This is a genomic window from Thermodesulfobacteriota bacterium, assembly GCA_039028315.1.
Lineage (GTDB): Bacteria > Desulfobacterota_D > UBA1144 > Nemesobacterales > UBA2774 > CR02bin9.
The window spans coordinates 13,115-34,487 of sequence record JBCCIH010000002.1; the positions used below are offsets into that span (position 1 = coordinate 13,115).

Annotated in this window: 37 protein-coding genes; 2 read left to right on the forward strand and 35 right to left on the reverse strand. The window is 40.3% G+C overall.

The features are described 5' to 3' along the window. Positions 1-278: 278 nt before the first annotated feature. Both AAF462_00325 and AAF462_00330 read right to left on the reverse strand, forming a co-directional pair. Positions 279-515: a hypothetical protein gene (locus tag AAF462_00325; GenBank protein ID MEM7007560.1), complete on the reverse strand. Its 237-nt coding sequence runs from the start codon at positions 513-515 to the stop codon at positions 279-281. A 146-nt stretch (positions 516-661) separates the two neighbouring features. Next, complete coding sequence (locus AAF462_00330) at positions 662-1,321, reverse strand: tetratricopeptide repeat protein (GenBank protein MEM7007561.1); 660 nt, start codon at positions 1,319-1,321, stop codon at positions 662-664. 171 nt (positions 1,322-1,492) lie between these two features. On the opposite strand from AAF462_00330, the gene metF reads away from it, so the two are divergent. Then, complete coding sequence (gene metF, locus AAF462_00335) at positions 1,493-2,401, forward strand: methylenetetrahydrofolate reductase [NAD(P)H] (protein MEM7007562.1); 909 nt, start codon at positions 1,493-1,495, stop codon at positions 2,399-2,401. A 38-nt stretch (positions 2,402-2,439) separates the two neighbouring features. Next, complete coding sequence (gene ubiE, locus AAF462_00340) at positions 2,440-3,123, forward strand: bifunctional demethylmenaquinone methyltransferase/2-methoxy-6-polyprenyl-1,4-benzoquinol methylase UbiE (GenBank protein ID MEM7007563.1); 684 nt, start codon at positions 2,440-2,442, stop codon at positions 3,121-3,123. A 10-nt stretch (positions 3,124-3,133) separates the two neighbouring features. Here the strand turns inward: ubiE and pdxH are convergent, their stop codons facing one another. From pdxH to rpsJ, 33 genes are all read right to left on the reverse strand, one after another. Next, complete coding sequence (gene pdxH, locus AAF462_00345; protein MEM7007564.1) at positions 3,134-3,778, reverse strand: pyridoxamine 5'-phosphate oxidase; 645 nt, start codon at positions 3,776-3,778, stop codon at positions 3,134-3,136. After that, positions 3,775-4,683 carry a TIGR01777 family oxidoreductase gene (locus AAF462_00350; GenBank protein ID MEM7007565.1) on the reverse strand — a complete coding sequence of 303 codons (909 nt, stop codon included), beginning with the start codon at positions 4,681-4,683 and terminating at the stop codon, positions 3,775-3,777. The genes pdxH and AAF462_00350 overlap by 4 nt, the downstream gene beginning before the upstream one ends. Positions 4,684-4,734: 51 nt before the next feature. Further along, the gene (locus tag AAF462_00355; protein MEM7007566.1) at positions 4,735-5,751 is read right to left on the reverse strand and encodes an LLM class flavin-dependent oxidoreductase; all 1,017 of its coding nucleotides are present in this window, start codon (positions 5,749-5,751) and stop codon (positions 4,735-4,737) included. A gap of 131 nt (positions 5,752-5,882) precedes the next feature. Further along, positions 5,883-6,788, reverse strand: coding sequence for a 50S ribosomal protein L17 (gene rplQ, locus AAF462_00360; GenBank protein ID MEM7007567.1), 906 nt, complete (start codon positions 6,786-6,788; stop codon positions 5,883-5,885). A gap of 30 nt (positions 6,789-6,818) precedes the next feature. After that, positions 6,819-7,850, reverse strand: a complete 1,032-nt coding sequence (locus tag AAF462_00365; protein ID MEM7007568.1) for a DNA-directed RNA polymerase subunit alpha — start codon at positions 7,848-7,850, stop codon at positions 6,819-6,821. Between the two features lie 64 nt (positions 7,851-7,914). Next, the gene (gene rpsD, locus AAF462_00370; GenBank protein MEM7007569.1) at positions 7,915-8,547 is read right to left on the reverse strand and encodes a 30S ribosomal protein S4; all 633 of its coding nucleotides are present in this window, start codon (positions 8,545-8,547) and stop codon (positions 7,915-7,917) included. Positions 8,548-8,605: 58 nt separating this feature from the next. Continuing rightward, complete coding sequence (gene rpsK / locus AAF462_00375) at positions 8,606-8,992, reverse strand: 30S ribosomal protein S11 (protein MEM7007570.1); 387 nt, start codon at positions 8,990-8,992, stop codon at positions 8,606-8,608. Between the two features lie 18 nt (positions 8,993-9,010). Next, entirely contained in the window at positions 9,011-9,391 is a 381-nt protein-coding gene (rpsM, locus tag AAF462_00380) for a 30S ribosomal protein S13 (GenBank protein MEM7007571.1), read from the reverse strand. A gap of 12 nt (positions 9,392-9,403) precedes the next feature. Then, entirely contained in the window at positions 9,404-9,517 is a 114-nt protein-coding gene (gene rpmJ / locus AAF462_00385; protein MEM7007572.1) for a 50S ribosomal protein L36, read from the reverse strand. A 39-nt stretch (positions 9,518-9,556) separates the two neighbouring features. Further along, the gene (infA, locus tag AAF462_00390) at positions 9,557-9,784 is read right to left on the reverse strand and encodes a translation initiation factor IF-1 (protein ID MEM7007573.1); all 228 of its coding nucleotides are present in this window, start codon (positions 9,782-9,784) and stop codon (positions 9,557-9,559) included. Between the two features lie 12 nt (positions 9,785-9,796). Continuing rightward, a complete protein-coding gene (map, locus tag AAF462_00395; GenBank protein ID MEM7007574.1) occupies positions 9,797-10,555 on the reverse strand; it encodes a type I methionyl aminopeptidase in 759 nt (252 codons plus the stop codon). Further along, positions 10,552-11,124: an adenylate kinase gene (locus AAF462_00400; protein MEM7007575.1), complete on the reverse strand. Its 573-nt coding sequence runs from the start codon at positions 11,122-11,124 to the stop codon at positions 10,552-10,554. The genes map and AAF462_00400 overlap by 4 nt, the downstream gene beginning before the upstream one ends. 17 nt (positions 11,125-11,141) lie before the next feature. Beyond that, a complete protein-coding gene (gene secY, locus AAF462_00405) occupies positions 11,142-12,464 on the reverse strand; it encodes a preprotein translocase subunit SecY (protein ID MEM7007576.1) in 1,323 nt (440 codons plus the stop codon). After that, positions 12,461-12,895, reverse strand: coding sequence for a 50S ribosomal protein L15 (rplO, locus tag AAF462_00410; protein MEM7007577.1), 435 nt, complete (start codon positions 12,893-12,895; stop codon positions 12,461-12,463). Before rplO ends, secY begins: the two co-directional genes overlap by 4 nt. Before the next feature lie 89 nt (positions 12,896-12,984). Next, on the reverse strand, positions 12,985-13,509 hold the full coding sequence (gene rpsE, locus AAF462_00415) for a 30S ribosomal protein S5 (protein ID MEM7007578.1): 525 nt from the start codon (positions 13,507-13,509) through the stop codon (positions 12,985-12,987). A gap of 31 nt (positions 13,510-13,540) precedes the next feature. Beyond that, complete coding sequence (rplR, locus tag AAF462_00420; GenBank protein ID MEM7007579.1) at positions 13,541-13,912, reverse strand: 50S ribosomal protein L18; 372 nt, start codon at positions 13,910-13,912, stop codon at positions 13,541-13,543. Positions 13,913-13,914: 2 nt separating this feature from the next. After that, positions 13,915-14,457, reverse strand: coding sequence for a 50S ribosomal protein L6 (rplF, locus tag AAF462_00425; protein MEM7007580.1), 543 nt, complete (start codon positions 14,455-14,457; stop codon positions 13,915-13,917). 10 nt (positions 14,458-14,467) lie between these two features. Beyond that, entirely contained in the window at positions 14,468-14,860 is a 393-nt protein-coding gene (gene rpsH, locus AAF462_00430) for a 30S ribosomal protein S8 (GenBank protein MEM7007581.1), read from the reverse strand. An 18-nt stretch (positions 14,861-14,878) separates the two neighbouring features. Then, positions 14,879-15,064 carry a type Z 30S ribosomal protein S14 gene (locus tag AAF462_00435; GenBank protein ID MEM7007582.1) on the reverse strand — a complete coding sequence of 62 codons (186 nt, stop codon included), beginning with the start codon at positions 15,062-15,064 and terminating at the stop codon, positions 14,879-14,881. A gap of 12 nt (positions 15,065-15,076) precedes the next feature. Then, a complete protein-coding gene (gene rplE / locus AAF462_00440) occupies positions 15,077-15,631 on the reverse strand; it encodes a 50S ribosomal protein L5 (protein ID MEM7007583.1) in 555 nt (184 codons plus the stop codon). A 2-nt stretch (positions 15,632-15,633) separates the two neighbouring features. Then, on the reverse strand, positions 15,634-15,972 hold the full coding sequence (gene rplX, locus AAF462_00445; protein MEM7007584.1) for a 50S ribosomal protein L24: 339 nt from the start codon (positions 15,970-15,972) through the stop codon (positions 15,634-15,636). Position 15,973: 1 nt separating this feature from the next. Continuing rightward, positions 15,974-16,342 (reverse strand): 50S ribosomal protein L14, encoded by a 369-nt coding sequence (gene rplN / locus AAF462_00450; protein ID MEM7007585.1) that lies wholly within the window; start codon positions 16,340-16,342, stop codon positions 15,974-15,976. After that, positions 16,342-16,644 carry a 30S ribosomal protein S17 gene (gene rpsQ / locus AAF462_00455; protein ID MEM7007586.1) on the reverse strand — a complete coding sequence of 101 codons (303 nt, stop codon included), beginning with the start codon at positions 16,642-16,644 and terminating at the stop codon, positions 16,342-16,344. The genes rplN and rpsQ overlap by 1 nt, the downstream gene beginning before the upstream one ends. A 15-nt stretch (positions 16,645-16,659) precedes the next feature. Further along, the gene (rpmC, locus tag AAF462_00460) at positions 16,660-16,851 is read right to left on the reverse strand and encodes a 50S ribosomal protein L29 (protein MEM7007587.1); all 192 of its coding nucleotides are present in this window, start codon (positions 16,849-16,851) and stop codon (positions 16,660-16,662) included. Continuing rightward, positions 16,848-17,273, reverse strand: a complete 426-nt coding sequence (gene rplP, locus AAF462_00465; GenBank protein ID MEM7007588.1) for a 50S ribosomal protein L16 — start codon at positions 17,271-17,273, stop codon at positions 16,848-16,850. The genes rpmC and rplP overlap by 4 nt, the downstream gene beginning before the upstream one ends. A gap of 12 nt (positions 17,274-17,285) precedes the next feature. Further along, on the reverse strand, positions 17,286-17,939 hold the full coding sequence (gene rpsC, locus AAF462_00470; protein ID MEM7007589.1) for a 30S ribosomal protein S3: 654 nt from the start codon (positions 17,937-17,939) through the stop codon (positions 17,286-17,288). Position 17,940: 1 nt separating this feature from the next. Beyond that, complete coding sequence (gene rplV, locus AAF462_00475; protein MEM7007590.1) at positions 17,941-18,279, reverse strand: 50S ribosomal protein L22; 339 nt, start codon at positions 18,277-18,279, stop codon at positions 17,941-17,943. A 23-nt stretch (positions 18,280-18,302) separates the two neighbouring features. After that, positions 18,303-18,590 (reverse strand): 30S ribosomal protein S19, encoded by a 288-nt coding sequence (gene rpsS, locus AAF462_00480; GenBank protein MEM7007591.1) that lies wholly within the window; start codon positions 18,588-18,590, stop codon positions 18,303-18,305. A 9-nt stretch (positions 18,591-18,599) separates the two neighbouring features. Next, entirely contained in the window at positions 18,600-19,442 is an 843-nt protein-coding gene (gene rplB / locus AAF462_00485) for a 50S ribosomal protein L2 (GenBank protein ID MEM7007592.1), read from the reverse strand. A 2-nt stretch (positions 19,443-19,444) separates the two neighbouring features. After that, positions 19,445-19,732 carry a 50S ribosomal protein L23 gene (gene rplW, locus AAF462_00490; protein ID MEM7007593.1) on the reverse strand — a complete coding sequence of 96 codons (288 nt, stop codon included), beginning with the start codon at positions 19,730-19,732 and terminating at the stop codon, positions 19,445-19,447. Beyond that, on the reverse strand, positions 19,729-20,352 hold the full coding sequence (rplD, locus tag AAF462_00495; protein ID MEM7007594.1) for a 50S ribosomal protein L4: 624 nt from the start codon (positions 20,350-20,352) through the stop codon (positions 19,729-19,731). Before rplD ends, rplW begins: the two co-directional genes overlap by 4 nt. Next, complete coding sequence (gene rplC / locus AAF462_00500) at positions 20,339-20,986, reverse strand: 50S ribosomal protein L3 (GenBank protein ID MEM7007595.1); 648 nt, start codon at positions 20,984-20,986, stop codon at positions 20,339-20,341. Before rplC ends, rplD begins: the two co-directional genes overlap by 14 nt. A gap of 5 nt (positions 20,987-20,991) precedes the next feature. Next, positions 20,992-21,312 carry a 30S ribosomal protein S10 gene (gene rpsJ / locus AAF462_00505; protein MEM7007596.1) on the reverse strand — a complete coding sequence of 107 codons (321 nt, stop codon included), beginning with the start codon at positions 21,310-21,312 and terminating at the stop codon, positions 20,992-20,994. Positions 21,313-21,373: the final 61 nt, after the last annotated feature.

Below are 21,373 nucleotides of genomic sequence, written 5' to 3' on the forward strand. Positions count from 1 at the left end.
AACTGTGTATTTAATTGATTGTTACATTGTTATTCATAGGGAAGCTTGTTTGATGGTACAAACTATTGATTATGAGAGATGAGAATAAAAAGGAGATCGAGCCTCCCTATGAATTTTTGCAACATGCTTTAGAACAGCTTTATCCAATTCGTATTTTCCTATTATCAATGTTAAGAAAAGGAAAGAGGGGCGGCTGGCTAAGGTTATTAGGGCATAGTACTAAAAAAGATGCCGCCCCTCTTTATGGCAAAATTTGTAATATTTCCAAGAATCATGGATTATTGCGCCTGATTTCTGACATATATGTCAGGATAAGTGTTTTCATTGATAGATTTTACTTCTAAGGCTTCAATTATCATTTGGGTCAAACTAATTAAATGCTTTCGTTCCATCCTAAGAGTGATGTTTCCTATTGCTACGTGAAATGAATCACAGCAACTGCACTGCGAGACGTTTCCGATGTTTGAAGATGATAGTGAATATACTTTCTGAGTATCATTGCATAAAACAGCCATTTAAAACCTCCTAGAATATATTGTTACTAACTAATTTATTCCAACTTCTGATATATGTTCAATACTAAATCAATATTGATAATCAATTTCAATTAGATAATACATTATGGATCTAGGATGTCAAGGATTAAAATAAAAAAAGTTTTTTAAGGTATAAAAGTCTGGCTGAGACTTACAATTATTAAGTCTCTTGATCTGCATTTAGCGGGCTCTGGCTGCCATTCATCTATCAATACTTTGGCTTCTTTGATCTGCACATTACTCATGTCGATGCTGATTCGGTTCATAGATTTCTGAGCAAATTGAACTTCTCTCGGCGGTCCATACTTCTCAGCAAGCCCAAACCATTTATAAGCCTCCACAAGATCTCTAGGCTCGCCGCAGCCCTTTTTACAATTAAGCCTGGTATATGGAACACTTCTATGTGCAAAAACTACTCCCATGGTATTTAGCGCCTGTGGTTGAGCCTGATTTGCCGCCCTTATCCACCATCTAAGGGCAGTATCCCGGTTTTTCCTAATTCCTAATCCATCGAAATATAGAAGCCCGATTGCATACTCTGCATCACAATCGCCTCCTCTTGCCATTGGAAGCCACATTTTTTTAGCAATACGATACTCACCCTGCTGGTACCACTTTAGACCAATTTTGTAGTTATCATTCTCAGTAAAATCACTCACCGGATTAGGAAGATCCTCGGTTAGTTCACTACTAAAATCTTTTGTTTGCTGACAGGAAATCATAAATAACAGTGAAAAAAATAGAAATACGATCGATATAGTTTTACTATAAACTCTAGTTTTCATTACATACTCCCCGTTGTGCTCTGAGAAAAAATAAATTTTCCATGTCAAAATATAGCGAATAATAATACAAAGTAAAATCTCAAATATAAATAAACAGTATATTCGCATTTGACAAAGCTCCTTGGAAGTGAAAGAATTTACAGTCTTAAAAGCAATAAATAAGGTGAATAAATGCGATTTTCGGATTATTTGAACAATAAAAATAAAAAACCTCTAATATCATTTGAGATATTCCCGCCCAAGACAAAAAAGGGCTTGGATAATTTGCAATTTGAACTATCTCTGCTTACTACCTTAACGCCTGATTTTATTACTGTTACTTATGGCGCAATGGGTACAACAAGAGATAAAACTCTAGATATTGCATCACTAATCAAAAACCGTTTTGGCATAGAGTCCGCATGCCATCTAACATGTGTCGGGGCAACAAAGAACGAACTTGACTCTATGCTTGAGAAAATTTACCAAGGTGGAGTGAGAAACATTGTTGCACTTAGAGGAGATCCTCCGCAGGGTGAGACTAATTTTATTGCTTCCAAGGATGGATTGTCCCACGGCAATGAACTTGTTGAACATATTAGAAATTTTGAATCTCGCAAAGCCAGTTCGGATCATTTCGGTCTCGCTGTAGCAGGCTATCCTGAAAAACATATAGAGGCCCCAGAGATGGATGTAGATTTGGCAAATCTAAAAAGAAAAGTAGACGCAGGGGCTGATGTCATTATCACACAATTATTCTTTGACAATAAGTATTATTTTGATTTTGTAGATAGGGTAAGAGATATAGGTATCAGCGTTCCTGTAATCCCAGGCATCATGCCAATACTATCTGCAAAACAGATAAAGAGAATTACCTCTATGTGCGGCACAAGCATACCACAGGAACTAAAAGCTAAGCTTGATTCGGCTACGGATGATGATGCTAAAGCTAGAGACATCGGAATCCAGCAATGTATTGAACAATCTAAAGAACTTATCGCCCGGGGGGTTCCCGGGATTCATTTCTATGTGCTTAATAAATCAACCCATATGATAAGAATAATGGAAGCATTGTCAGGTGATTTGGAAACAGCTACATAGATAACTCTTTTATCACAGTCAGTTACAATTAAATACAAATGCCTGAGACAACATCTCTTTTTAATAAAATTGCAAAGCACTATGACTCTCTAAACACTTTCTTTAGTTTTGGAATGGATAAGCTTTGGAGGAGAAAGCTGGTACATGAGATAGAGGGTTCAGATCTTGTTTTAGATATAGCTACGGGCACTGGAGAAGTTGCAATTGAAGCTATAAAAAAACTGCAAAGGGCTCAGGTAGTGGGAATTGATCCAAGCAGTGAAATGCTCAGAATGGCAAAACCCAAATGTGAAGTCCGGGAATATAAAAACAAGATTAAGTTAGTCCAAGGATATGCTGAGCAACTACCATTCACTAACGACACGTTTGATGCTATCACTATTGCATTTGGAATAAGAAATACTGTGAATCCGCTAGAGTCGCTTACCGAGATGAACAGAGTTTTAAAGCCCGGAGGAAAGCTAGCTATACTAGAATTTACAATTCCTAAAAATGCCATATTTGCACCAATCTATTTATTTTATTTTAGAAAATTTCTGCCATTTATCGGATCATTTTTCGGAAGCCAAAAAGAGTACAAGTATCTCTCCGATTCAACATCAGAGTTTCCACAAAGGGGAAAATTTATTGAAATTATGAATAAAGCAGAATTTACCACTCATGAATCTATAGAGCTTATGATTGGAACTGTAATAATATACAGAGGAATTAAAAACCAATAATTAACAAGTCTTAAGGAGCAAGTCGCTCAATTTTCCAACTGCCCTCATCTGCATGCGTGTAAACAAGCCTATCATGAAGCCTATTATCTCTTCCCTGCCAAAACTCAATCGTCTCTGCAACTAATCTATATCCGTTCCAATAAGGGGGTCTGGGAACAGCTTGATCTTTGTACTTGTCTTCAAACTCTTTAAATCTATCATCTAAGATCTCTCTGCCGGATATTACACTACTCTGCTCAGATGCCCATGCCCCGATCTGACTTCCTCTGGGCCTGCTTGCAAAATATTCGTTTGCTTCCTGAACGGAGACTATTTGGATACTACCCTCGATTCTTACCTGCCTTTCCAGCTTGCCCCACCAAAAACACATAGCAGCACAGGGGTTATTGCTGAGCTCATGACCTTTTTTACTACTAGAGTTTGTATAGAAAACAAAACCGTGCTCATCAAAATCTTTAAGAAGAACAACCCTGGCAGAAGGCTTTTCTTCATTAGTTGATGTAGCAAGAGTAAATGCATTTGGGTGTATAAGGTCAGCCGAAAGAGCTTCTTGATACCAATTGCGAAACTGTATTATCGGATTAGGATCTACATCCCTCTCATTAAGCTCATATAGACCAAATTGTTTATTAAGTGTATCTTCGGAGTTGCTCATTGATTTGTTTTTAATATATCTGACAGTGCATCTTGCAAGGTAGTATATTTAAATTTGTAGCCTGAATCCAACAACTTTTGTGGAACCACTCTGGTGCTAGAAAGCATAGTCTCTTCGCCCATTTCTCCAAATAGCCCTCTAACAGCAAAGGCTGGCAGAGGCAATATCGTGGGTCGATTAAGGGCTCTGCCTAAAGCGGAGGTAAATTCATCATTAGTAACCGCAATTGGGGCAACGCCGTTAACTGGGCCTAAGACTTGTTCGTTTTTTATTAAAAAGTAGATAATTTCCACTAGGTCTTGTATTGCAATCCAGCTCCAGTACTGTCTGCCGTCTCCAATTTTCCCGCCCAAGCCTAGTTTAAATGGGGTCAGAATTTTTTCTAAGGCGCCGCCATCTATACCCAAAACTAATCCAATTCGCAGATTGCAAACTCTGATTCCAGCTAGCTCTGCGCTCTTTGTAGCTTGCTCCCACTTAACCCCGACATCTGCCAAAAACCCATTACCACTTGAGCTGTCTTCAGTTAATAATTCATCCCCTCGGCTACCATAGTATCCAATTGCTGAGGCCGCAACTAGCACTTTTGGTTTATTTTGAAGATTTGCCAGAGTCTCTGATAGTAGTGTTGTGCCATCTACCCTGCTGTTTTCAATTTTAGACTTTTTTCCCTCAGTCCATCTACCTGCTATGTTCTCACCCGCTAAATGAACTACGGCATAAAGACCTTCTAGTGCCTCAGCATCCAATTCACCCTTGTCGGGATCCCAGTTTATAACATTTTCTTTAGAGGACTTTGCTGATCTTGTGAGAATCTTTATCTCATACCCATTTGCGACCAATAGCTGTGTCAAATGAGTTCCAATAAAGCCAGCTGCTCCTGATATTAGTACAGTCTTGGACATAATATGTAATAAGAATAGCACAGAGAATAATTTAGGGAAAATGAAATGGGGTTAACTAGAAGAGAATGTCTCTAAAATTGCGTTTTGGTAGTTCTTTACTTCTTCAAAATCAAGGTAATAATGTGGGGCACTAAGTATAGGAAGATCAATAAACTCCCTGTATTCTTCAACCCTTCTGCGGCATTCAGAGGCCGTTCCTACAATCGCAAAGGTGTTTACCATATCATCAGTAACGGAGCTTATCATCCTATTTATGTCTTTTTTAAAGAAAGCATCCCTTACTTTTTCAGTCTCTTTTGTAAAGCCGTGTAGTTTAAAAGGCGGTTCATATGTTCTAACAGTAGCGTAAAAAGCTATAGTAGCCCTGGCTGCTTCGAGTGCTTGTGGTCTATTCTCAGATATGGCACAAGTGATGATGGAGCAGGCATTAAAATCCTCCCGGGATTTGCCAGAGTGTTTTAGCCCCGCTGCAATATTTTTACTAACAACCTCTTTCATATACCTCAGCGAGCAAACCACGTGGCCCAGATAGCCATCTGCAACTTCCGCAGATGCTCTTACCATATTACTTCCCACTCCTGCTAAATAGATAGGAATGGTCTCTCTGGCCGGCGCAAAGGCCCTGTGATAGCCCTTGTTTGAAATTTTGTAGTACTCACCCTCATAAGTTATAGGATCCCCTGTGTGAGCTTCTGAGCTAAATAGTCTAATAAGATCTATGCACTCTTTGATCTTGGCGACAGGCTTTCCGTGGCTAACGCCATGCCACATCTCATTTGTTCTTTTTGCCCCAGTCCCAAGTCCTAGGATCAGCCTTCCGTTAGATATTTCGTCCAGATCTAGAGCTGTTAATGAAGTTATTAGAGGGCTTCTCACAAAAGCGAGTGCCACAGCTGTACCAAGCTTGATGTGTGTAGTAGCTGATGCTACCGCAGATAGCTGTCCGAAGCTGGTTCTGTAGAGTTCTGTTGCCCATACAGAGTCAAAATTGGCATCTTCAGCTTTCTTTGCTAATAACACCAGATCTGAAATATTATCGCTATCTAGAATTAATCCAACTGGTTTCACTTACCTGTTCCTTCTTTAAAGTCTAATTTGTCTTTAAAAAACAAAGGCGGCCCAAGGGCCGCCCGTTGATAAGCAAGTTCAATCTACAGATATAGTTAAAATCCTTCCGGTTCGATAGTTGTTATAAAAATTTACTTTTCTTCTTTCTCTTTTTCTTCTTCGCTCTGTGTATCTTCCTGAGCTTCTTGTGAAGACTCTTCTGTATCAGCCTTAGCCTCTATTTCTTCTTCAGCCTTTGCTTCAACTTCTGGCTCCTGAGCTGGTGCTTCTTCTTTAGCCACAGGCTCTTCTACTTCTTGGGCCTCTTCTTGGGCTGCTTCTGCTGCTGGTTCTTCAGGTTTTTCCTCTGCCGGAGCTTCTTGTGCCGCCGCCTCAGGTGCTTGCGCCTCTTCTTCGGCCGGTGCTTCTTGCTTTGCTTCCGCAGCTGTTTCTTCTACTGGAGCTTCTTTTACTTCAGCCTCAGGAGTTTCCTCAACCTTTGCCTCAGGCTCTTGGGTTACTTCTTCTACAGCCTCAGCTGCTACTACAGCCTCTGCAGCCTTTTTCTCTTCATCTATTAACCCTAGTTCTTCAGCAGATTCTTTTTTAGAACTCTTTGCTTTAGCTGAATCATCTTTTGCTTTAGGAGTCGTTTTCTTTTTAGGTGCAGCTTTAGCTTTCTTTTTCTTTTTAGGTTTATACTCTTCTTCAACTAGCTCAATTAATGATATAGGAGTGTTATCTCCTTTTCTGAAACCAAGTTTAGTGATTCTTGTATAACCGCCGGGACGGTCTTTGAATCTTTGGGCAAGCTCATCAAATAGTTTCTGCAGAACTTCTTTATCTTTTACATAGGCAGCCGCTTGTCTTCTTTTATGAAGCGTACCCTCTTTTGCAAGAGTAATAATCTTCTCCGCAGCTCTTCTGATTTCTTTAGCTCTTGTGTCAGTAGTTCTTAAGCTATCGTTACGAAACAAATCGGTAACCATATTGCGAAGCATTGATTTTCTATGCTTTGTAGTTACTCCAAGTTTTCTTCCTACTCTTTTATGTCTCATCGTTTAATCTCCAATCTGTCCGTAAAATAATTATTGAGAAGCCAATCTCTCGCTACGTTTTTCTTTCTCAGCATCAAAGACTTCAGAGTTAATGGCAAGTCCTAAACCAAGACCCATCTCCTCAAGTCTTTCCCTAATTTCAAAAAGTGACCTCTTACCAAAATTCTCAAGGTTAAGAAGATCATCTTCTGTTCTCTGGATCAAATCCCCTGCATACTCAATTCCCGCTTTTCTAAGACAGTTAAGAGATCTAGCAGAAAGATCCATCTCTTCAATTGTATTAAATAATATTTCTTCAGTTCCTTTAATCTCTTGTTTTTCTTCACTCTCAGGGACTTCATCAATCTCTGATTCATCAAAGTTTATAAATATTGTAAGCTGATTTTTTACAATCTTAGCCGCATACGCAACTGCGTCTTCAGGCAAAATTGTGCCGTTCGTCCATACTTCCAGTGTAAGTCTCTGAAAGTCAGTACGTCTACCTACCCTAGAGTTGGTAACTGTGTAATTTACTTTTCTTACAGGAGAGAATAGAGCGTCTATTGGAATAAGACCTATCGTTGTCTGAAGCTCACCTCTTTTTTCTACAGCTTCATAGCCTCTACCCATCTCAACAGTCATTTCCATCTCTAGCTTTGCTCCCTCTGCTAAAGTGGCGATATGGTGATCAGTATTTAGAATTTCTACATTCTGATTTAGTATTATATCACCTGCTGTAATATTACATTCTCCGCTTGCACTTACTGTAATAATCTGAGACTCGTAGGAATGCATCTTAAGCTCAATTCCTTTTAAGTTTAAAATTATTTCTGTAACATCCTCTTTTATGCCTGGCATAGATGAGAATTCATGCAGTACACCATCAATTTTAATGGAGGTTATAGCAGGTCCTTGAATAGAGGAAAGCAGCACTCTTCTAAGGGCGTTGCCAAGTGTTACACCGTAGCCCCTCTCTAGAGGCTCACAAATAAATTTTGAGTAAAATGGAGTAGCACTCTTCTCTTCTTTTTCTATCCTTTTAGGTTTTATAAGATCTTGCCAATTCTTTTGAAAGTCCTTCACCTTATCCTCCTCCATTGTGTCAATCTGGCCATAGTTTGCTCTTACCTTTTTTAAAAACTTTTTATTATACTCTTGAATAGAACTCAACAATCAACTGTTCATCAATTGGGAATGTTACGTCATCTCTTTCCGGTAGTTTTGTTACAGTTCCAACATATTTCTCTTCATCTAGACTCAGCCATTCAGGGATACCTCTTCTGGATCTAAACTCAAGAGCTTCATGTATTCTCTGAAGTTTTTTGCTCTTTTCTCTAATTTCGATTGTATCTCCTTCTTGTACCATATAAGAAGGAACATTAAGTACTTCTCCGTTAACTAGTATATGTTTGTGGCTTACTAACTGTCTTGCATCGTTTCTGGAGCTTCCCAAACATAGACGAAATACAACATTATCGAGCCTTCTTTCGAGTAGAGAAAGAAGAATAAAACCAGTTACACCTTTAATATGAGAGGCTTTTTGGAAATACTTTTTAAATTGCTTTTCTCTAAGACCGTACATTCTTTTAACTTTCTGCTTTTCTCTAAGCCTTACTCCAAACTCTGAGAACTTGCTTCTGAATTTACCATGCTCTCCAGGAACCTGGTCCGGCCTTTTTTCAATTGCGGTCTTACCGTTATAGCTTCTCTCACCCTTTAGAAAAAGGTTAACTCCCTCTCTTCTGGATATTCTATCTGTTGGCCCAGTGTATCTGCCCATGCTTTAAAAAACCTCCTTGAGATCTGCGGTAAACAGTCTCATCTCAATCAAAGTAATGTTAAACTCTCCTTCTTCCCGGCGGCCTGCAGCCATTATGCGGAATAGGAGTCACGTCTCTAATAAATGTAATTTTTAGCCCTGATGCCTGTATTGACCTAATTGCAGGCTCTCTACCGGGGCCAGGCCCTTTAACGAAAACTTGTACGCTCTTCATGCCGAAAGTAGCAGCTTTTTTAGCAGCGTCTTCAGCAGCGATCTGAGCTGCAAACGGCGTTCCCTTACGAGTACCTTTAAACCCTTTCATTCCGCCGCTTGACCAAGAGATTACATTTCCGCCGGTATCACTGATAGTAATAATAGTGTTATTAAATGTGGCTTGAATGTTAATCACGCCTTGCTCTACAAATTTTTTAGTTTTCTTCTTACTACTTTTCTTTGTAGCCATTAATTATCTCCAAAAATATTATTTACCGGCCTTTTTCTTCTTAGCAATTGCCGTTCCGCGCGGGCCTTTGCGGGTTCTGGCATTTGATTTTGTTTTCTGTCCTCTTGTAGGAAGCCCAGTTCTGTGCCTGATACCTCTATAGCATCCAATTTCAACTAAGCGTCTGATATTGGACTGAACCTCTTTTCTGAGCTCTCCCTCAACGGTGTATTTAGTCTCGAGAAGCTCTCTTATAGCTGCAACTTCCTGGTCTGAGAGGTCTTTTGATTTCTTATTTACATCAATATTGGTATCTTTTAATATTTCCTCTGATATAACTTTCCCCACTCCATAAATATATGTGAGTCCTATAACAATTCTTTTTTCAAGTGGTATATCAACACCTGCTATTCTAGGCATATTTCTCTCCTTCTACCCTTGCTTTTGTTTACATCTCTTATTTACGCAGATTACTCTAACTACCCCTTTACGCTTAATAATTCTGCATTTATCACAAATTTTTTTCACTGATGCTCTTACTTTCATTTTATTGACCTCGCATTACTTAGATCTACAAAACAATGCCTATTTCTTAAGCCTATAAGTAATTCTTCCCTTTGTTAAATCATAAGGTGAAAGCTCAAGCTTTACCTTATCTCCTGGGAGGATTCTTATAAACCGAGTTCTCATTTTACCAGACACATACGCTAATACTTCGTGTCCCTGTCCCCCGTCAACTTCTACTCTAAACATGGCGTTTGGAAGCGCCTCAATTACCGTGCCTTCAAATTCTATTCTTTCTTCTTTCGCCATATCTCCCCTATATTACTGAGTTAAAATTACAGGCCCGTTTTCTGTAACCGCCACTGTGTGCTCAAAATGAGCAGAAAGTGTACCGTCAACTGTAACCGCTGTCCATCCGTCGTCCAAAATTTTAATGTCAGGCTTTCCGACATTAACCATTGGCTCAATTGCGATTACCATGCCTGGTTTTAACTGAACTCCCTTGTTTCCATTGCCATTTGGAGGAACAAAATTTGGCACCTGCGGATCCTCATGCAGACTCTTGCCAATCCCATGTCCTACAAATGACCTTACGATAGAAAACCCTTTGTCTTCTACATAAGACTGTATCGCTCCGGACACTTCATAAACCCCATTATCAGGTGAAGCTTCCTGGATACCTTTTAAAAGAGATTCTTTTGTTACTTCTAATAGTTTCTGTGCGACTGGTGATATTTCGCCCACAGCAACTGTTATGGCAGAATCCCCATAAAATCCATCCAAGATCACGCCGAAATCAAGCCCAACTATGTCTCCTTCCTTTAAGATATTCTTTTTGGAAGGTATTCCGTGCACTACTTCGCTATTAATTGCAAAACATACAGAACCCGGATAGTCCGAGTAGCCTTTAAAAGCACATTTTGCATTTCTTTTTAATGCTACTTCTTCTGCAGCTTTATCCAAGTCCCAAGTTGAGACGCCCGGCTCAACCATTTCTTTCATTGTGTTGAGCGCTTCAACCACTATCTGCGCCGCAGAGCGCATCTTATTAATCTCTTCCTTACTCTTTAAATGAATCATTGTTCCACTTGATTAAGAACACTCTTAATCCTTCCAAACACATCATCAATGCTTCCCATTCCGTCAACTTCTGCCAGAACTCCCTGAGCTTTATAATAATCTTTTAAAGGCTCAGTCTGACTTCTGTATACGCTTAAACGATTTTTTACAACATCTTCTGTATCGTCTTCTCTTCCTTCTATTTTTGCGCGCTCTAAAATTCTGTTTACGATCTCCCCGTCATTTACTTCAATTGAAACAACACTGTCAATTGACTCGTTTTCAGCCTCTAGCATGCCGCTTAGCGCCTCTGCCTGAGCTATTGTACGAGGAAAACCGTCTAACATAAATCCTTTTCTTGCATCATCTTCTTTTATTCTATCTTTAATAATTCCAATTATTACATCATCAGGAACAAGCTCTCCCTTATCCATAAAAGATTTGGCAAGCGTTCCCAGTTCAGTACCGTTTTTAACTGCGGACCTTAGCATATCACCTGTTGAAATGTGCGCAGCAACAAAGCTCTCAGAAATCTTATTTGCCTGAGTTCCTTTTCCTGCTCCCGGTGGTCCGAATAATATTAATCTCATAAACTCAATACACCTCGTTATAAATTATATCTACTAGGCCCTTTCATTCCCTTTTTCTTTACAAACCCTTCGTAGCTGTGGGTTATAAGGAATGACTCAACCTGCTGTACAAAATCAAGAGTTACACCAACCACAATTAGAAGTGATGTACCTCCGAAATAAAACGGCAGATTAAAGGGCTCACGTTCTAAAAATGCCGGTATAACACAAACAAACGCCACATATATAGCACCAATGAAAGTAATTCTTCCTAATATCTTGTCAATATACTCAGCTGTTTTCTTCCCTGGCCTAATCCCTGGGACAAAACCACCGTTTTTTCTGAGGTTGTCTGCCAGATCATCAGGGTTATATATCACCGCAGTGTAGAAATATGCAAAAAAGATGATTAATGCTGCAAATATTCCATTGTATACAAAGGCATTTTGAAACAGTACGTCTGATAAATCCCTTAGAAACGGAACGTTAACAAATGTAAGTATTGTCGCAGGAAATATCAGCAGTGAACTCGCAAAAATTGGAGGAATAACTCCTGCTGTGTTTGTCTTCAGAGGTAAATGCGAAGACTGGCCTCCGTAGACTTTACGGCCAACTACCCTTTTTGGGTATTGCACAGGGATCTTTCGATACGATCGCTCAACAAATACTATAAAGGCCACAATCGCAAGCAGTAATATGAATATAAGAGCAACTCCGAATACTGTGAGCTCTCCGCTGCCAATTAACCTTACTATATCCCAAAACGCTCCCGGCAGTCCTACGATGATTGATGCCATAATGATAAGTGAAATACCGTTACCTATTCCACGCTCTGTGATCTGCTCACCAATCCACATAACAAAAAGTGAGCCCGCAGTAAGAGTAAGCACCGTCATAATCCTAAACGCCCAGCCCGGGTCTTGCACTACCTGTGCTCCCTGACCAAGTCCGCCTTCAAGCGTTACAGCAAGCATAAGCCCCTGCACAACGCAGATTAGAACGGTTCCGTATCTAGAGTACTGGTTTATCTTTCTTCGCCCAGCTTCTCCCTCTTTTTGCATAGCCTCAAGAGTAGGAAATGCCTTTACTAGTAGCGACATAATAATCGATGCCGTAATAAACGGCATAACACCCAGTGCAAATACAGAAGCACGCTCAAGTGCGCCTCCAGAGAACATATTTAAAATGTCAAAGATCGTCCCGCTTGCAGTTTGCTCAAAGAGCTTTACAATCTGCTCGGGGTCAATTCCAGGAATGGGAACAAACACGCCCAACCTATATACGATGAGCATAAGCGCTGTAAATAAAAGACGCTTATTAAGCTCAGGTATTCTAGGAATTGAGCCTACATTTCTATTCATATGGTGTCTGCCTTCCCACCTTTTTCTTCAATTTTTTGTATAGCACCTTTACTAAAGGCATCTGCTCTAACTGTAAGAGCAAATGGCATCTCGCCGTTACCAAGAATCTTGATAGGCTTTTTGCCGCTAGCAAGGCCAGATTTAATTAATTCTTCCGGGGTTACAGTATCACCCTCTTTAAACTTGGAGAGATCCTTTACTTGAATAAGATCAAACACAAGTTTATTAGGGCTTGTAAAGCCGCGCTTTGGCGATCTTAGCTTAAGAGCGGTTTGCCCACCCTCAAACCATGGAGGAACTCCTCCGCCAGAGCGAGAATTTTGCCCCTTATGGCCTTTACCACTTGTTTTTCCAGTACTTCCTGATCCTCTTCCGACTCTTTTTCTATTCTTTTTGGAGCCAGGCTGAGGAGATAACTTATTAAGCATAATTTTTACCTTCTCAATAAAACTTCAATTTTTAGTAAATCTCAAACAACTTGTTTTCAGTAAAACGCTTATCCGATTAATAATAAAAACTACTAATTGAAATATGACCTTGGAAGATCTAGATCCGTTAGCTCTTTGCCTCTAACTTTTGCCACTTCCTCTGGCATTCTCAAGTCTAAAAGACCGTTGATAGCCGCCATAACAACATTTAGCGGATTTGTAGACCCAACTACCTTTGAAAGAACATCGTGTATTCCTGCAAGCTCAACTACCGCACGCACAGCGCCGCCTGCAATAACTCCAGTACCAGGAGCGGCCGGTTTTAACATAACGTGGCTTGATACATGCACACCAATTACCTCATGCGGGATAGTGCTCCCCTGTCTTGGTACCTTTACAAGGCTTTTCTTAGCTTTTTCCATAGCCTTTCTGATCGCGTCAGGTACTTCGTTTGATTTCCCCAAGGCAACTCCAATAACGCCGTCTTCATTCCCTACTACTGCAAGAGCTGTAAAGTGAAATCTTTTTCCACCTTTAGTAACTTTTGCAACTCGTCTTATGTCAACGACTTTTTCCTTAAGTTCAAAATCGTTCGGGTCTAATTTTTCGTTCTGCAAAGATGCCTCCTAAAAATTCTTATCCTATATCTTAAAATTCAAGCCCTGATTCTCTGGCTGCGTCTGCTAGTGATTTTACCCTTCCATGAAAGGGGTATCCGCCACGGTCAAAAGTTACTTGTTTAATACCTTTTGCTGCAGCAAGCTCACCTAAGTGCTTACCAACTGCACTTGCAATATCAGTCTTCCCTTTAGCGTCTTTATCGACGCTTTCTTTAACCTTAGGTGTAAGTGAAGAAGACGCAACGATAGTATTCATTGTCGAATCGTCAATAATCTGAGCATAAATATGCTTAGCTGACTTAAAAACGGAAAGCCTTGGTTTCGAAGTGTTTCCGTTAATCTTTTTTCTGACTCTTTTGTGTCTTAAATTCTTTCTGCTTTTTCTGCTTGCTACTTTCATTTTTATTTAGCCCCTGCCTTACCAGGTTTTAGTCTTAAAATCTCATCAGAATATCTAACGCCCTTTCCTTTGTATGCATCAGGGGGTCTTAGTTTTCTAATCCTTGCAGCGGTCTCTCCGACTAGCTGTTTATCAATGCCCTCAAGAATTAGTCTTGTTCCTCTTTCCTCAATCTTAGAGCTAACACCCTCGGGCAATGTGTAGTCTATCGGGTTTGAATATCCTAAGCTAAAGGTAAGACCTTTTCCTTTGGATTCAACCCTATAACCAACACCACTGATTTCTAAAGTAATGCTAAACCCTGTACTTACGCCGGTAACCATATTGGAAATAAGCGAACGAGTCAGCCCGTGAAGAGCTTTTAACTTTTTTTCATCACTGTGTCTTTCTATGAGGACATTGTTTTCCTCTAATTTTGCCTCTATACCTGTAGGGATATCCCAGGACAACTTACCCTTGCCGCCTTCGACAAGAACTAAGCCGTCTTTAAAGTTTACTTTTACCCCATCTGGTACGGGTATAGGTTTTCTACCAATTCGTGACATTTTAATATCCTTATAAAATTGAACAAATAAGCTCGCCACCAACGCCTTGAGTTCTGGCTTCAGCACCAGTCATGATGCCTTTAGATGTTGAGAGTACGCAAATTCCAAGACCGCCTTTAATTCTAGGGATATCGGTTTTGTTTACATAAACTCGCCTGCTCGGCTTACTTATTCTTTTAATTTCCTTAATTACGCTTTCTTTCTTACCGGTATATGCAAGAGTTATATTTATTGCCTGGCGTCCGTTATCTTCAGCCATTTTATAATCTTTTATATAGCCTTGCTCTTTTAGTATCCTTGCAATCTCAACCTTGTACTGCGATAAAGGAATACTAACAGTATTATGTCCTGCTATTAGTGCATTTCTAATTCTTGCCAACATGTCTGCTATTGGATCTGTCATTTCTTTAGCCTCTTATATTTACCAACTCGACTTTCTAACGCCTGGAATTCTGCCAAAACTTGCTAGGTCTCTAAAACAAAGTCTGCACATATCAAACTTTCGCATATAACCCCTTGGCCGTCCGCAAAGTTTGCATCTGTTTCGCTTTCTACCTTTATATTTTGGCTCTTTTTCTGACTTTATAACCAGCGCTTTTCTAGCCATTACATCTTTCTCCTAGTTTTTTATAAAAGGCATGCCAAATTCTTCAAGAAGACCTTTGGCTTCCTCATCTGTTTTTGCTGAAGTTACGATTGTTACATTCATACCTTTTAAATATTGAACCTTGCTATAATCAATCTCTGGAAATATGACCTGATCTCTTAGTCCTAGTGTATAGTTCCCGCGTCCATCAAAAGCTTTTGTGGAAATACCTCTAAAATCTCTAACCTGAGGTAGTGCAAGACTGATTAATCTATCTAAAAATTCATACATTATTGTGGAGCGAAGAGTAACTGAGCAACCTATTGGCACTCCTTCACGTAGTTTAAAACCGGCGATCGAATTTTTTGCTTTTCTGATAACTGGTTTCTGACCGGTTATTCGTGTGATTTCATCAACAGCTTCGTCTATTACTTTATTGTCCTTTCCGCCGTCGCTCAATCTTCCAAGCCCCATGTTTATTACAATCTTCTCAATCTTCGGAACCTGCATAGGGTTACTGTAAGAGAATTTCTCTTTTAGAGCAGGTGTTACGCTTTCGTTGTATATATCCTTCATTCTTGGTGCCATTATTACTTAATCTCCTCACCACTACGCTTGCTGAATCTCACTCTCTCTCCCGTGCTAAGCTCTCTTCTGCCAATTCTAGTTGGCTTTTTTTCAGTCTCATCATATATCATCAGATTAGAGATATGAATTGGAGCTTCTTTCTCAACTATTCCCCCCGTTGGATTAGCCTGAGTAGGGCGCGTGTGCCGCTTAACAATATTAAGCTTTTCTACAAGCGCTTGGTTCTTAGACCTAAGCACTTTAATAACTTGCCCTGTTTTACCTTTTTCTTTACCTGATACGACGTAAACAGTATCACCTTTTTTAACATTCATTTTTCTTCTATTTGCCTGAGCACCCATTCTACACAACCTCCGGTGCTAGAGAGATAATTTTCATAAAACCCTTAAGCCTAAGCTCACGGGCAATCGGACCAAAAACACGGGTTCCCATTGGCTCATTTTCTTTATTGATAATTACTGCTGCATTGTTGTCAAACCTTACATATGAACCGTCTCCGCGTCTCTGCTCTTTTTTAGTGCGGACTATAACAGCCTGGTGCACAGAACCCTTATCCACTTTTGCATTTGGAATAGCTTCTTTTACTGAAACTACAACTACATCGCCGAGCCTTGCATATTTTCTGCCGGACCCGCCTAGTACTTTGATACAAAAGAGCCTCTTGGCTCCAGTATTATCGGCTGAATCTAAATAAGTCGTTGATTGAATCACTACCCTTCTCCTCCTGCGTTATCAATACTTTGCAGTTCAGCCTCTAATGCACTGCTGGATTCTAATATTTTGCTCACTTTCCATCTCTTGGTCTTACTGTATGGCCTACCCTCTAGGATTAGCACTTTATCCCCAACTTTGCATTGGCCGCTTTCATCATGAGCAATAAACTTAGTATTTCTCTTAATCGATTTATGATATCTTTTGTGCTTTTTTATCTGTATAACATCAACAATGACGGTTTTATCCATCTTGTCGCCGATTACCGTACCAACTCTAGATTGAAATTTTCCTCTAGCCATATTCCAAACTACTCCTTAATTAAGACCCTTTTCTTTTTTTATTGTGAGCACTCTAGCAAGATCTCTTTTTAAATTTCTAATCCTAGCAACGTTAGTGGTCTGCTGAGTAGCAACCTGAATTCTAAGGTTGAAGATCTCTTCCTTAAGCTCATTTTCTGTTTTGTTTAATTCGTCGTCTGTAAGTTCTCTTATTTCCTGTGGCTTCATCCTAATATATCCCCCTGGCTTCTTGAAACCATTTTGGTTTTCACAGGAAGCTTATGCGATGCTAATCTGAAAGCTTCTTTAGCAAGCTCTTCTGTTAGTCCAGCTATCTCGTAGATCATAGTGCCTCTTTTAAGAGGTGCTACATAGCTGTCCACATCTCCCTTTCCTTTACCCATTCTGGTTTCAGCAGGTTTTTTAGTAATAGGTTTATGAGGAAAAACTCTTATCCAAAGCTTAGCACCACGTTTTACATGACGGGTGATTGCAACACGGGCTGCCTCAATCTGACGAGATGTGAGCTTTCCGCATTCAAGTGACTGAAGACCATACTCTCCAAATGCCATTGAAGCCCCTTTCGTTGCTTTTCCTCTTATTCTGCCTTTAAATACCTTTCTATATTTTGTTCTCGACGGTTGTAACATCTTTATTCACCATTAAATCGTTTGTTTGCTTTTCTTCTCAAGCACTTCGCCTTTGAAAATCCACACTTTAATTCCTATTATTCCGTATGTTGTTTTTGCCTCAGCAAAACCGTAGTCGATATCTGCTCTAAGTGTTGTAAGAGGAACCCTGCCCTCTCTATACCACTCTTTCCTCGCGATCTCGGCTCCGCCAAGTCTTCCTGATACCATGACTTTAATTCCTAATGCGCCTAATCTTAGGGCAGAGGCAATAACCCTTTTCATAGCCCTTCTGTATGCAACACGGCGCTCTAGCTGAAGCGCAGCATTCTCTGCAACCAGCTGAGCATCTACTTCTGGTCTTTTAACTTCTCTTATATCTAAATAAATATCTTTTCCTGTCATATCGGCAAGCCTTCTTCTCAAGGACTCAATCTCTTGCCCTTTACGGCCGATTATCATGCCGGGTCTCGCTGAGTTTATAATAATGCGCACTCTCTCAGATGCTGCTCTTTCAAGCTCGATCTTAGAGATTGCGGCCTGATAGAACTCACTCTTGATCAGATCTCTGATCCGTAAATCCTCATGAAGAAGGTCTGTGTAGCGCTTTTTCTCGGCAAACCACTTAGAATCCCAAGTTTTTGTAATTCCCAGTCTCAGCCCTATAGGGCAAACTTTCTGACCCAATTTATAGCCCCCTTTCTTCAAGCACGATTGTTATATGACTCATTCTTTTGTTCCTTGCTGTGGCCCTTCCCTGAGCTCTTGCTCTTATTCTTTTAATAGTAGGCCCTTTGTTTGAATATATTTCCTTTATGTACAAACTCTCTGTATCTGAATGTCCTTTCTCTGCAGCATTAGCAACTGCTGATTTGAGCAGCTTAGCGATATCAGGTGCAGAGCGCTTTCTTACAGAAGAGAGAATAGCGAAAGCCTCTTCCACGTCTGCTCCTCTAATTAGATTCAGCACTACCGAGAGTTTTTTAGGTGATGCTCTATAGAATTTTTTTACAGCTTGCGAAACCATTTTTCACCTTTTCTAATTATTTTCTATCTTTTGCCCATCTTCGACTTCTTATCGCCGCCAGCATGGCTATGGAATGTGCGGGTCGGAGAAAATTCTCCGAGCTTGTGCCCAACCATATGCTCAGTTACGTATACAGGGATAAACTTTTTCCCATTATGAACAGCGAACGTAAGTCCTATCATATCTGGAGAGACCATTGAGCCTCTGGACCAAGTTTTAATAATGCGCGGATTTGCCTGAGCTTTTTCCGCCAGCACTTTCTTTTCTAACTTCTCATCAATATATGGACCTTTTTTACTCGACCTAGGCATAATTTCTCCTTAATCCATTCCGTAACCAATACGTCTTCTTCTTACAATATATTTATTAGTACGTTTGTTGTTTCTTGTTTTATAACCAATTGTAATCCAGCCCCAAGGGGATACGGGATGCGGGTTACCTTTGCTGGCTTTACCCTCACCACCTCCATGCGGATGGTCAACAGGGTTCATAGCAACACCCCTTACAACCGGGCGTTTTCCTAAGTGACGCTTTCTTCCTGCCTTTCCAAGCACAACTAGCTCATGCTCCGTGTTTCCAACTCTTCCAATTGTTGCCATGCACTCAATGTGAATAAGCCTAATCTCACCTGAGCTAAGCTTAAGCTGTGCATATGTTCCTTCTTTAGCAGTAATCTGTGCTGATGTTCCGGCTGCTCTCACAAGTTTGGCCCCCGCCTTTGGTTTAAGCTCAATGTTATGAACTACTGTACCAACAGGGATGCTTTTAATTGGGAGCGCGTTTCCAACTGAAATCTCTACATTGTCACCGGATACTACTGTGTCTCCAACTTTAAGACCATCGGGAGCAATAATATAGCTCTTAAAACCGTCAGCATAGTTTAGTAGTGCAATTCTAGATGAACGGTTTGGGTCATACTCAATTGAGGCAACTTTTGCAGGTATATCAAACTTATTTCTCTTATAATCAACCTTCCTATAAAGACGCTTGTGTCCGCCTCCTCTTTGGAAAGCTGTAATTCTTCCCTGAGAGTTACGTCCGCCTTTTCTCTTTGAAGGCTCAGTGAGCGGTTTATAGGGTTTGTCTGTTGTTACATCTGCAAAATCGGACCCTGATCTAAACCTTGTTCCCGGAGTTACCGGTTTAAACTTTTTAATACCCATACCTAAACTCCCTCATATAATTCAATGGTCCCTTCTTTTAGCTGTACGTATGCTTTTTTTATAGAGGACCTTCTTCCGGCAAAACGCCCCATTCTCTTAACCGGCTTACCGGTTGTTATTAGGGTTCTTACTTTGCCGACTTTAACACCGAAAATCTTTTCAATTGCATCTTTTATTTCTATTTTGTTAGACCTTTTGTCAACCGAAAACACATACCAATCAACTTCTCTTAGATCAGAAGATTTTTCGGTTACTAGAGGCTTTTTAATTATCTGTCTTGGATCTTTCAATGTTTTAGAACCTCCTGAGCTTTGGCCAGAGATTCCTGGGTAATAATAAGATTCTCAAACTTTAAAATATCGTATACGTTAAGGCCATCAACATTTATAACCTTTATGTTCTTAATGTTCCTAGCGGATTTAATTAAGTTTTCGTTCTCACCGCTTATTACGATTAGTGCTGATTTAAGTTCAAATTTGTCAATAAATTCAGATACTTGCTTAGTCTTTATCTCAGGGAGGCTAAATTCGTTAAGTGCAATTAAAACACCTTCTGAGTATTTAAGGGAAAGTGCACTGATTAGTGCATTTTTCTTAGTTTTTTTATTTATATTGTATGACCAGTCTTTGGGTCTAGGACCAAAAACAATTCCACCCTTCCTCCAATGCGGCGCCCTTGTGCTACCTTGACGTGCTCTACCCATGTGTTTTTGTTTCCATGGTTTAGCTCCGCCACCGCTCACTTCGCCTCTGGTTTTAGTTGAGGCTGTGCCTGAGCGTCTTTTGGCCAACTGCCAGTTTACAACAGTGTGAAGAAGATGCTGTTTTACCGGCGCCTCAAAAATCGAGGAATCAAGCTCAACATTTCCCACTTTACTTTTTGTCAAATCAAATACATCAAGCTGCGGCACTGTCTACTCTCCCTTTTGTCGTACGCTTAATTACTACTGTTCCGCCGTTAGGTCCTGGAATTGAACCCTTAACCAAAAGAATGTTCTTTTCTGCATCCACTTTTACTACTTTTAGACCCTGAACAGTAACCTTCTCATTACCCATTTGGCCTGCCATTTTTATTCCCTTCCAGACCTTTCCCGGATATGACGCCTGACCAATACCTCCCGGTCTTCTGTGAGCCATACCACCATGGGAAGCAGGCTGGCCTGCAAAGTTGTGTCTTTTCATGGTTCCGGAAAAACCTTTACCTTTACTGGTTGCTGAAACATCTACGGTATCGCCTTCATTAAAAATGCTCGCTTCTATTGTGTCTCCAAGGTTGTAATCTTCACCATTGGGATCAAATTCCACAAGGTGTCTTAGCGGCGGTACACCAGCTTTTTTAAAGTGCCCAAGCATCGGCTTGGATACCCTTTGTGGTTTAACCTCTTCAAAACCTATCTGTACTGAATCATAGCCGTCTGTATCAGAAGTCTTTTTCTGAACAACGTGGCACGGACCCGCCTCTATAACTGTTGAAACAACGACAGTACCATCTTCAAGGAATAACTCAGTCATTCCCACTTTTTTTCCTATCAATCCGTTAATCATTTTTATTAAGATCCCGTAAGTTTAATTTCGACTTCAACCCCTGAAGCCAGGTCGAGCTTCATCAGCGCATCAATTGTCTGCTGAGTAGGTTCAAGAATATCCACAAGTCTCTTGTGGGTTCTAACCTCAAAATGCTCTCTTGAGTTCTTATCAACGTGTGGAGACCTTAGCACACAATAGCGGCTAATATGCGTTGGAAGCGGCACTGGCCCTGCGACCCTTGCGCCGGTTCTCTTGGCGGTATCCACAATTTCCACAGAAGAGCGGTCAAGCAATCTGTGATCGAACGATTTTAATTTTATTCTTATTTTAGAAGCACGACTCATTTATAAATTACCTTCTACCCTTTACTCCGTAATTTTAGTAACAACACCAGCACCCACTGTT

What these genes read in the sequence shown, in the direction of transcription:
- infA (MEM7007573.1), bottom strand. Translation starts at nt 9,784, where the DNA reads ATGGCGAAAGAAGAAAGAATAGAATTTGAAGGCACGGTAATTGAGGCG.
- AAF462_00325 (MEM7007560.1), bottom strand. Translation starts at nt 515, where the DNA reads ATGGCTGTTTTATGCAATGATACTCAGAAAGTATATTCACTATCATCT.
- rplE (MEM7007583.1), bottom strand. Translation starts at nt 15,631, where the DNA reads ATGGCACCAAGAATGAAGGATATATACAACGAAAGCGTAACACCTGCT.
- map (MEM7007574.1), bottom strand. Translation starts at nt 10,555, where the DNA reads ATGATTCATTTAAAGAGTAAGGAAGAGATTAATAAGATGCGCTCTGCG.
- rpsS (MEM7007591.1), bottom strand. Translation starts at nt 18,590, where the DNA reads ATGCCTAGGTCGAGTAAAAAAGGTCCATATATTGATGAGAAGTTAGAA.
- ubiE (MEM7007563.1), top strand. Translation starts at nt 2,440, where the DNA reads ATGCCTGAGACAACATCTCTTTTTAATAAAATTGCAAAGCACTATGAC.
- AAF462_00435 (MEM7007582.1), bottom strand. Translation starts at nt 15,064, where the DNA reads ATGGCTAGAAAAGCGCTGGTTATAAAGTCAGAAAAAGAGCCAAAATAT.
- AAF462_00350 (MEM7007565.1), bottom strand. Translation starts at nt 4,683, where the DNA reads ATGTCCAAGACTGTACTAATATCAGGAGCAGCTGGCTTTATTGGAACT.
- AAF462_00330 (MEM7007561.1), bottom strand. Translation starts at nt 1,321, where the DNA reads ATGAAAACTAGAGTTTATAGTAAAACTATATCGATCGTATTTCTATTT.
- rplP (MEM7007588.1), bottom strand. Translation starts at nt 17,273, where the DNA reads ATGTTACAACCGTCGAGAACAAAATATAGAAAGGTATTTAAAGGCAGA.
- rplV (MEM7007590.1), bottom strand. Translation starts at nt 18,279, where the DNA reads ATGGTTTCGCAAGCTGTAAAAAAATTCTATAGAGCATCACCTAAAAAA.
- rplQ (MEM7007567.1), bottom strand. Translation starts at nt 6,788, where the DNA reads ATGAGACATAAAAGAGTAGGAAGAAAACTTGGAGTAACTACAAAGCAT.
- rpsM (MEM7007571.1), bottom strand. Translation starts at nt 9,391, where the DNA reads ATGCCTAGAATAGCAGGTGTTGATATACCACTTGAAAAAAGAATTGTT.
- rplC (MEM7007595.1), bottom strand. Translation starts at nt 20,986, where the DNA reads ATGATTAACGGATTGATAGGAAAAAAAGTGGGAATGACTGAGTTATTC.
- rpmJ (MEM7007572.1), bottom strand. Translation starts at nt 9,517, where the DNA reads ATGAAAGTAAGAGCATCAGTGAAAAAAATTTGTGATAAATGCAGAATT.
- rpsQ (MEM7007586.1), bottom strand. Translation starts at nt 16,644, where the DNA reads ATGGCTAGAGGAAAATTTCAATCTAGAGTTGGTACGGTAATCGGCGAC.
- rplR (MEM7007579.1), bottom strand. Translation starts at nt 13,912, where the DNA reads ATGAAAGTAGCAAGCAGAAAAAGCAGAAAGAATTTAAGACACAAAAGA.
- AAF462_00400 (MEM7007575.1), bottom strand. Translation starts at nt 11,124, where the DNA reads ATGAGATTAATATTATTCGGACCACCGGGAGCAGGAAAAGGAACTCAG.
- pdxH (MEM7007564.1), bottom strand. Translation starts at nt 3,778, where the DNA reads ATGAGCAACTCCGAAGATACACTTAATAAACAATTTGGTCTATATGAG.
- rpsJ (MEM7007596.1), bottom strand. Translation starts at nt 21,312, where the DNA reads ATGAGTCGTGCTTCTAAAATAAGAATAAAATTAAAATCGTTCGATCAC.
- rpmC (MEM7007587.1), bottom strand. Translation starts at nt 16,851, where the DNA reads ATGAAGCCACAGGAAATAAGAGAACTTACAGACGACGAATTAAACAAA.
- rplB (MEM7007592.1), bottom strand. Translation starts at nt 19,442, where the DNA reads ATGGGTATTAAAAAGTTTAAACCGGTAACTCCGGGAACAAGGTTTAGA.
- rpsD (MEM7007569.1), bottom strand. Translation starts at nt 8,547, where the DNA reads ATGGGCAGATACACTGGGCCAACAGATAGAATATCCAGAAGAGAGGGA.
- rpsH (MEM7007581.1), bottom strand. Translation starts at nt 14,860, where the DNA reads ATGACAGATCCAATAGCAGACATGTTGGCAAGAATTAGAAATGCACTA.
- metF (MEM7007562.1), top strand. Translation starts at nt 1,493, where the DNA reads ATGCGATTTTCGGATTATTTGAACAATAAAAATAAAAAACCTCTAATA.
- secY (MEM7007576.1), bottom strand. Translation starts at nt 12,464, where the DNA reads ATGAATAGAAATGTAGGCTCAATTCCTAGAATACCTGAGCTTAATAAG.
- rplF (MEM7007580.1), bottom strand. Translation starts at nt 14,457, where the DNA reads ATGTCACGAATTGGTAGAAAACCTATACCCGTACCAGATGGGGTAAAA.
- rplX (MEM7007584.1), bottom strand. Translation starts at nt 15,972, where the DNA reads ATGGGTGCTCAGGCAAATAGAAGAAAAATGAATGTTAAAAAAGGTGAT.
- rpsK (MEM7007570.1), bottom strand. Translation starts at nt 8,992, where the DNA reads ATGGCTACAAAGAAAAGTAGTAAGAAGAAAACTAAAAAATTTGTAGAG.